7 protein-coding genes and 1 pseudogene are annotated in these 4856 nt (G+C 41.2%); 4 read left to right on the plus strand and 4 right to left on the minus strand.

The genetic code is table 11. The features are described from left to right. Positions 1-656: glycosyltransferase (locus PX481_RS19530; protein ID WP_288095553.1), on the minus strand; the 656-nt coding region annotated here is incomplete at its 3' end. 285 nt (positions 657-941) lie between these two features. On the opposite strand from PX481_RS19530, the gene PX481_RS19535 reads away from it, so the two are divergent. Together PX481_RS19535 and PX481_RS19540 are read left to right on the plus strand one after the other, a co-directional pair. Continuing rightward, a complete protein-coding gene (locus PX481_RS19535; RefSeq protein WP_002762447.1) occupies positions 942-1121 on the plus strand; it encodes a hypothetical protein in 180 nt (59 codons plus the stop codon). 76 nt (positions 1122-1197) lie between these two features. Continuing rightward, positions 1198-1545, plus strand: a complete 348-nt coding sequence (locus PX481_RS19540; RefSeq protein ID WP_002762448.1) for a DUF4359 domain-containing protein — start codon at positions 1198-1200, stop codon at positions 1543-1545. Between the two features lie 114 nt (positions 1546-1659). Here PX481_RS19540 and PX481_RS19545 read toward each other — a convergent pair whose 3' ends face one another. Further along, positions 1660-1845, minus strand: a complete 186-nt coding sequence (locus PX481_RS19545) for a hypothetical protein (RefSeq protein WP_223213067.1) — start codon at positions 1843-1845, stop codon at positions 1660-1662. Here PX481_RS19545 and PX481_RS19550 point away from each other — a divergent pair. Beyond that, entirely contained in the window at positions 1793-1933 is a 141-nt protein-coding gene (locus PX481_RS19550; RefSeq protein ID WP_196219879.1) for a hypothetical protein, read from the plus strand. The two genes, PX481_RS19545 and PX481_RS19550, sit on opposite strands and share 53 nt — an antisense overlap. A gap of 326 nt (positions 1934-2259) precedes the next feature. Beyond that, the gene (gene nblS, locus PX481_RS19555; RefSeq protein WP_002762449.1) at positions 2260-4251 is read left to right on the plus strand and encodes a two-component system sensor histidine kinase NblS; all 1992 of its coding nucleotides are present in this window, start codon (positions 2260-2262) and stop codon (positions 4249-4251) included. On the opposite strand, the gene PX481_RS19560 is transcribed toward nblS, so the two are convergent. Further along, entirely contained in the window at positions 4232-4591 is a 360-nt protein-coding gene (locus PX481_RS19560; RefSeq protein WP_288095556.1) for a hypothetical protein, read from the minus strand. The genes nblS and PX481_RS19560 overlap by 20 nt on opposite strands. 77 nt (positions 4592-4668) lie before the next feature. Next, positions 4669-4856: pseudogene (locus PX481_RS19565) on the minus strand (hypothetical protein); the annotation flags it as partial.

Here is a 4856-nt window from a genome sequence, read left to right on the forward strand (position 1 = left end):
ATTAAAGGGACTTTTTTATAACTAACCAAACGAGAGACTACTAAATAAAAATCTTCTTTTTTCTCTTGGTAGGGAAAACGCTCGATTTGTACGGGAGGATAAATAACTTTTGCCTCCCGTCGATAACAGCGCCAAATTCGTCTAGCGGTGTGGTGGGAATTAGCTAGAAAATAGTCCACACGATTAGCAGAAATCACATCCCACTGACGCAAACCATGCAAAAGATAACGGGTGAAAATACCGGGTAATCCCTGTCCTAACTTACTATTAGCCAGATAGTCAAAAGTTAAATCCCAAGCATAACGCATCGGACTGTGACAGTAACAAATATGAACCTGATCCGGTCGAATTAAAACCCCTTTAGCCACACAATGGGAGGAGGATAAAATTACATCATAATCCTCTAAATTTAACTGCTCGATCGCTAGGGGAAGAAAAGGTAAGTATTTTTGGACGCCATTTCTCGCTTTCGGGAAATTTTGCAGAAAAGTTGTCCCGATCGAGCGACCATAGAGATAACTATCGGGATTAGTGGACTCAAAATCGATCAAAGCGTATAAATCCGCCTCTAGACATTGTAAAATCTCCTTAACCACTAATTCCGATCCCCCCGTCGCCTTTGGGGTTAACCACTCGTGAACCAGAGCGTACTTCATAGCATAATCAATAATCTCAGCCGTAATTATAGCAGTAAGGGATCAATAGTTCACTTTCTGGTTTTCTCTTCCCCAAAATTACCGATACCTATCCGATCAAGGTAAAAAACACCAGAAAGAAATTATTAAAATTTTCCAGAAAAATTGCAAAGTTTAGTAAAAATTACTAGCAAGATCAGATGATCGACTCCATAATGGGGATCAAGGAAAAAATAGACTTAAACCGATTGGGATCAAGAAAAACTAGCTTGATATACAGAAGATAACTAATTAATGAGGTTTGCTATGATCACCCGGCAACAAGTGCGCTGTCCTAATTGTGGAAATTTTGCCGAAAGACAGCATATTTTAGAACACCATCTCGTTAGCACCGCCTGTTCTCACTGTGATTATCTGTTGGTTAGTTGCAGTCTCACGGGAAATGTACTAGAGTGCTATGCACCCGGTATTGGTTTAAGAAATTAACACTGCCCCCTAGGCAGATCGAAAATGTCTTGTCAAAATTAGAGTGGAGAAGACAAAATCAAGGAGCTAAGTAGCTATGGGGGGTAATTTCTTCAAGGGAGCGATCGCCTTGGGGGTAATAGCGGGGATTATGGGATTTACCAATCCCCCCCAAGAACTTTACAGCGAATACGCCGCCGAAAAACTCCTCGCTCATGCCGACAAAATCGCTTGCGAGAAAATCAGTCTCTGTGGCTCGATCGATTCTTTGCCGGTGGCAGCCAGAAATGTGATCAAAAATCAAATCTTAAAACCAGCGATCGAAACCTCTAGTCAACGGCAAAATCTAGGTGTGTTCAGTATTTACACCACAGAAGTACCGGGGGTAGCTAAAATTAGAACTCTTGGCGCTTTTGGGCATTTCTTGACTTTCTCGGAGACTTAGGTGAGATTACTGCCAGCTTAAATAATAGACCTCTTGTAAAAATCAAAAATTGTTGTTAGGGTTAGGAGTCAGTAGTCAGGAGAATTAAGAAGGAATAATAATCAGTTAAATGGTCTATTTAGGGCTGGCTGAATAAATCTTAAAACCTTGTTGGGTAAGACTTTTAGACCTTTTGTCAATCAAAAAGTACTGGATATAGGAGTGATCGGGGGAAAATCCCTGGACTTTTTCCCTGAAAATTAGGTACTTGGGCACCTCAAAACTGGTAAAACCCCACACCCCACACCCCACACCCCACACCTTGCCCCCAGGAAAAACTTTTTGCCGCAAACCCTATTTACAGACTTTATGCCATTTAATCCTTATTTTTGCCGTTTTTGAACCCTGAAAAATTAATTAGGGCTTGCTGAGTAATGATAAAAACCTTGTTGGGTAAGACTTTTAGACTTTTTTCCCCTCAAAAAGTACCAGGCATGGGAGTGATGAGGGGGAAAATTGAGGCAATTTTTCCTTGAAAATTAGGTAATTGGCCACCTCAAAACCGGTAAAACCCCACACCCCACACCCCACACCCCACACCCCACACCCTGTCCCCACGAAAAACTTTTTCAGCAGACCCTAATTATGCAAGAGGTTTAATGAGTTAAGATGATCGTGCTAACCCGCGATTTGAGCGATAGAGTAGTCAAGAATACAGATTAATCCTGCCTAACCGTGTCTAATTTTCTGCCTAGTCTCCGAGAAGCGATCGCCCGTTGGTGGTCCGAATTCACCCTCCAAACTAAATTAATGGCTGCGGCTACTTTAGCCGTTTCTTTGTTGATGAGTGGTTTAACCTTTTGGGCGGTTAACACGATCCAGCAGGATGTCCGTCTCAATGATACCCGTTTTGGCCGGGATTTAGGGCTGTTATTAGCCGCTAATGTCTCCCCTCTGATTGCTGAGGACAATTTAACCGATTTAGCCCGTTTTTCAGCCCGTTTTTATAGTAGTACCTCCAGTGTTCGTTATTTGATCTACGCTAACGAGGAGGGTCAAATATTTTTCGGCATTCCCTATTCTACCGCCGAAGTTAAAAATTCCCTGACGATCGAGCGTCGCATTCAATTACCGGAAAATTATGGCGAAAATGGGGAAACTCCCCTCGTCCGTCAGCATAAAACCCCCGACGGTGAAGTAACCGATGTCTTTGTTCCCTTGAATCATGAGGGCAAATATTTGGGAGTATTGGCGATCGGGATCAATCCTAACGCTATTGTGGTGGCTTCTTCTAATCTAACCCGTGATGTTACTATTGCCGTTTTTGTCTCGATTTGGGCGATGGTGATTCTCGGGGCAGTTTTTAATGCTTTAACTATCACCAAACCAATCAAGGAGTTATTAGTCGGGGTCAAAAATATTGCAGCGGGAAATTTTAAGCAGCGCGTTGATTTACCCCTGGGAGGAGAGTTAGGGGAATTAATTCTCAGTTTTAATGAAATGGCGGAAAAGTTAGAACGATACGAAGAACAAAATATCGAAGAAATGACCGCCGAAAAAGCCAAACTAGATACGTTAATGTCCACTATTGCTGATGGAGCAATTCTCTTAGATACTAACTTTCAATTATTATTAATTAATCCAGCAGCTCGGGAAATATTTGGCTGGGAAGATCAGGAAATTATCGGTAAAAATGTTCTACATCTTTTTCCTTCGGAGTTAACGGTTAAACTAACTAAACCTCTCTATCAAATTGCGGCAGGAGAAACCCTCCAACCAGAAGAATCCGCTAATCAAAATCAGAAAAATGCTGTTATTGATCAGGAAAATAATAACTATTCCCCGGCGGAATTTAGATTATCTTTAACTCACCCGAAACCCTGCACAATTCGCATTTTGTTAACTCAGGTATTCGATCAGTATCGGGAGAATGTCCGGGGAATTGCTATGACGCTACAGGATATCACCAGAGAAACAGAATTAAATGAGGCAAAAAGTCAATTTATCAGCAATGTTTCCCATGAGTTAAGAACCCCTTTATTCAACATCAAATCTTTTATTGAAACCCTGACAGAATTTGGAGAGGATCTCAGCGATACAGAAAAAAGAGAGTTTTTAGAAACCGCCAATCATGAAACCGATCGCTTAACTCGTTTAGTTAATGATGTTCTCGATCTTTCCCGGTTAGAATCCTCCCGTAACTATAACTTAGATGCGCTCGATATCGGACAATTAATCGAACAAACCCTGAGGACTTATCAACTCAATGCTAGGGATAAAGGACTAGAATTAAGCTCGGAAATTGAAGCCAATTTATTACCAATTTTAGGTCATTATGATCTACTCTTACAGGTATTAACTAATCTAGTCGGTAACTCCCTAAAATTTACTCCTGCTGGCGGTAAAGTGGTGATTCGTGCCTATAAAATCAGCAAAGATAATCCCCAAGAAACTCTCAAAATTCGCGTGGAAGTATCCGATACTGGTATTGGCATCGATGCCGAGGATCAAAGTGCCATATTTGATCGCTTCTATCGGGTAGAAAATCGCGTTCATACCCTAGAAGGGACGGGATTAGGATTATCGATCGTCAAAAATATTATTGAAAAGCACTATAGTCAAATTAATTTGATTAGTGAAGTGGGAATTGGCACAACTTTCTGGTTCGATCTAGATTTATATCAAGGCTCGATCGCCAGCAAAAAAATTAACGACGTGAGTTTATAAAAGCCAGGGCAATACTGCCCAAAATTAGGGTTAATAATAGCAATAATCCCTTATTTCTGAGACACCAATTTTTTAACACCCTAGAGAGAGGGAGAGGAGGAATTTTTTCTGCTATTATTTGGCTATTTTTGTATAAAGTGCAGCCGGTAGCGTAGGGACGTTGGGGAAAATTACAGCTATCATCGCCATGATACAGACAAGTTTCACACAAAAACTCGCCCGTGACAGCTTGATGTAGGGTCATGCCGGGATGACCATAGGCCTTTAAAATATTAGCACAGTAGGGACATTGTAAGGCTTGACTATCGACCTTGTGCTGACAACGAGGACAGGTAATCATAATCGCTAAATTTTCCCTTTGAGGATTGTCATTGCTGATAATCATAGACTATAGCAAAATCCCCGGGCTTTTTCCGGTTATTTGACTAAATAGCTGCGCCATTGGGAGGCAACTTCTTCCAGTAAACGCCAAGTTTTCCCCTCGATCTGTCTTTGTAAATAAAGATCAAAATTGTTGTGTTGTTTGGTATCTTTTTGATGGGCCAATTGTAGAGTTAGATCGTAATCTCCCTGCAAGTGATAAGCGGGTAAATTGCCCACATAAA

This window comes from Microcystis sp. M53603_WE2 (assembly GCF_030065435.1).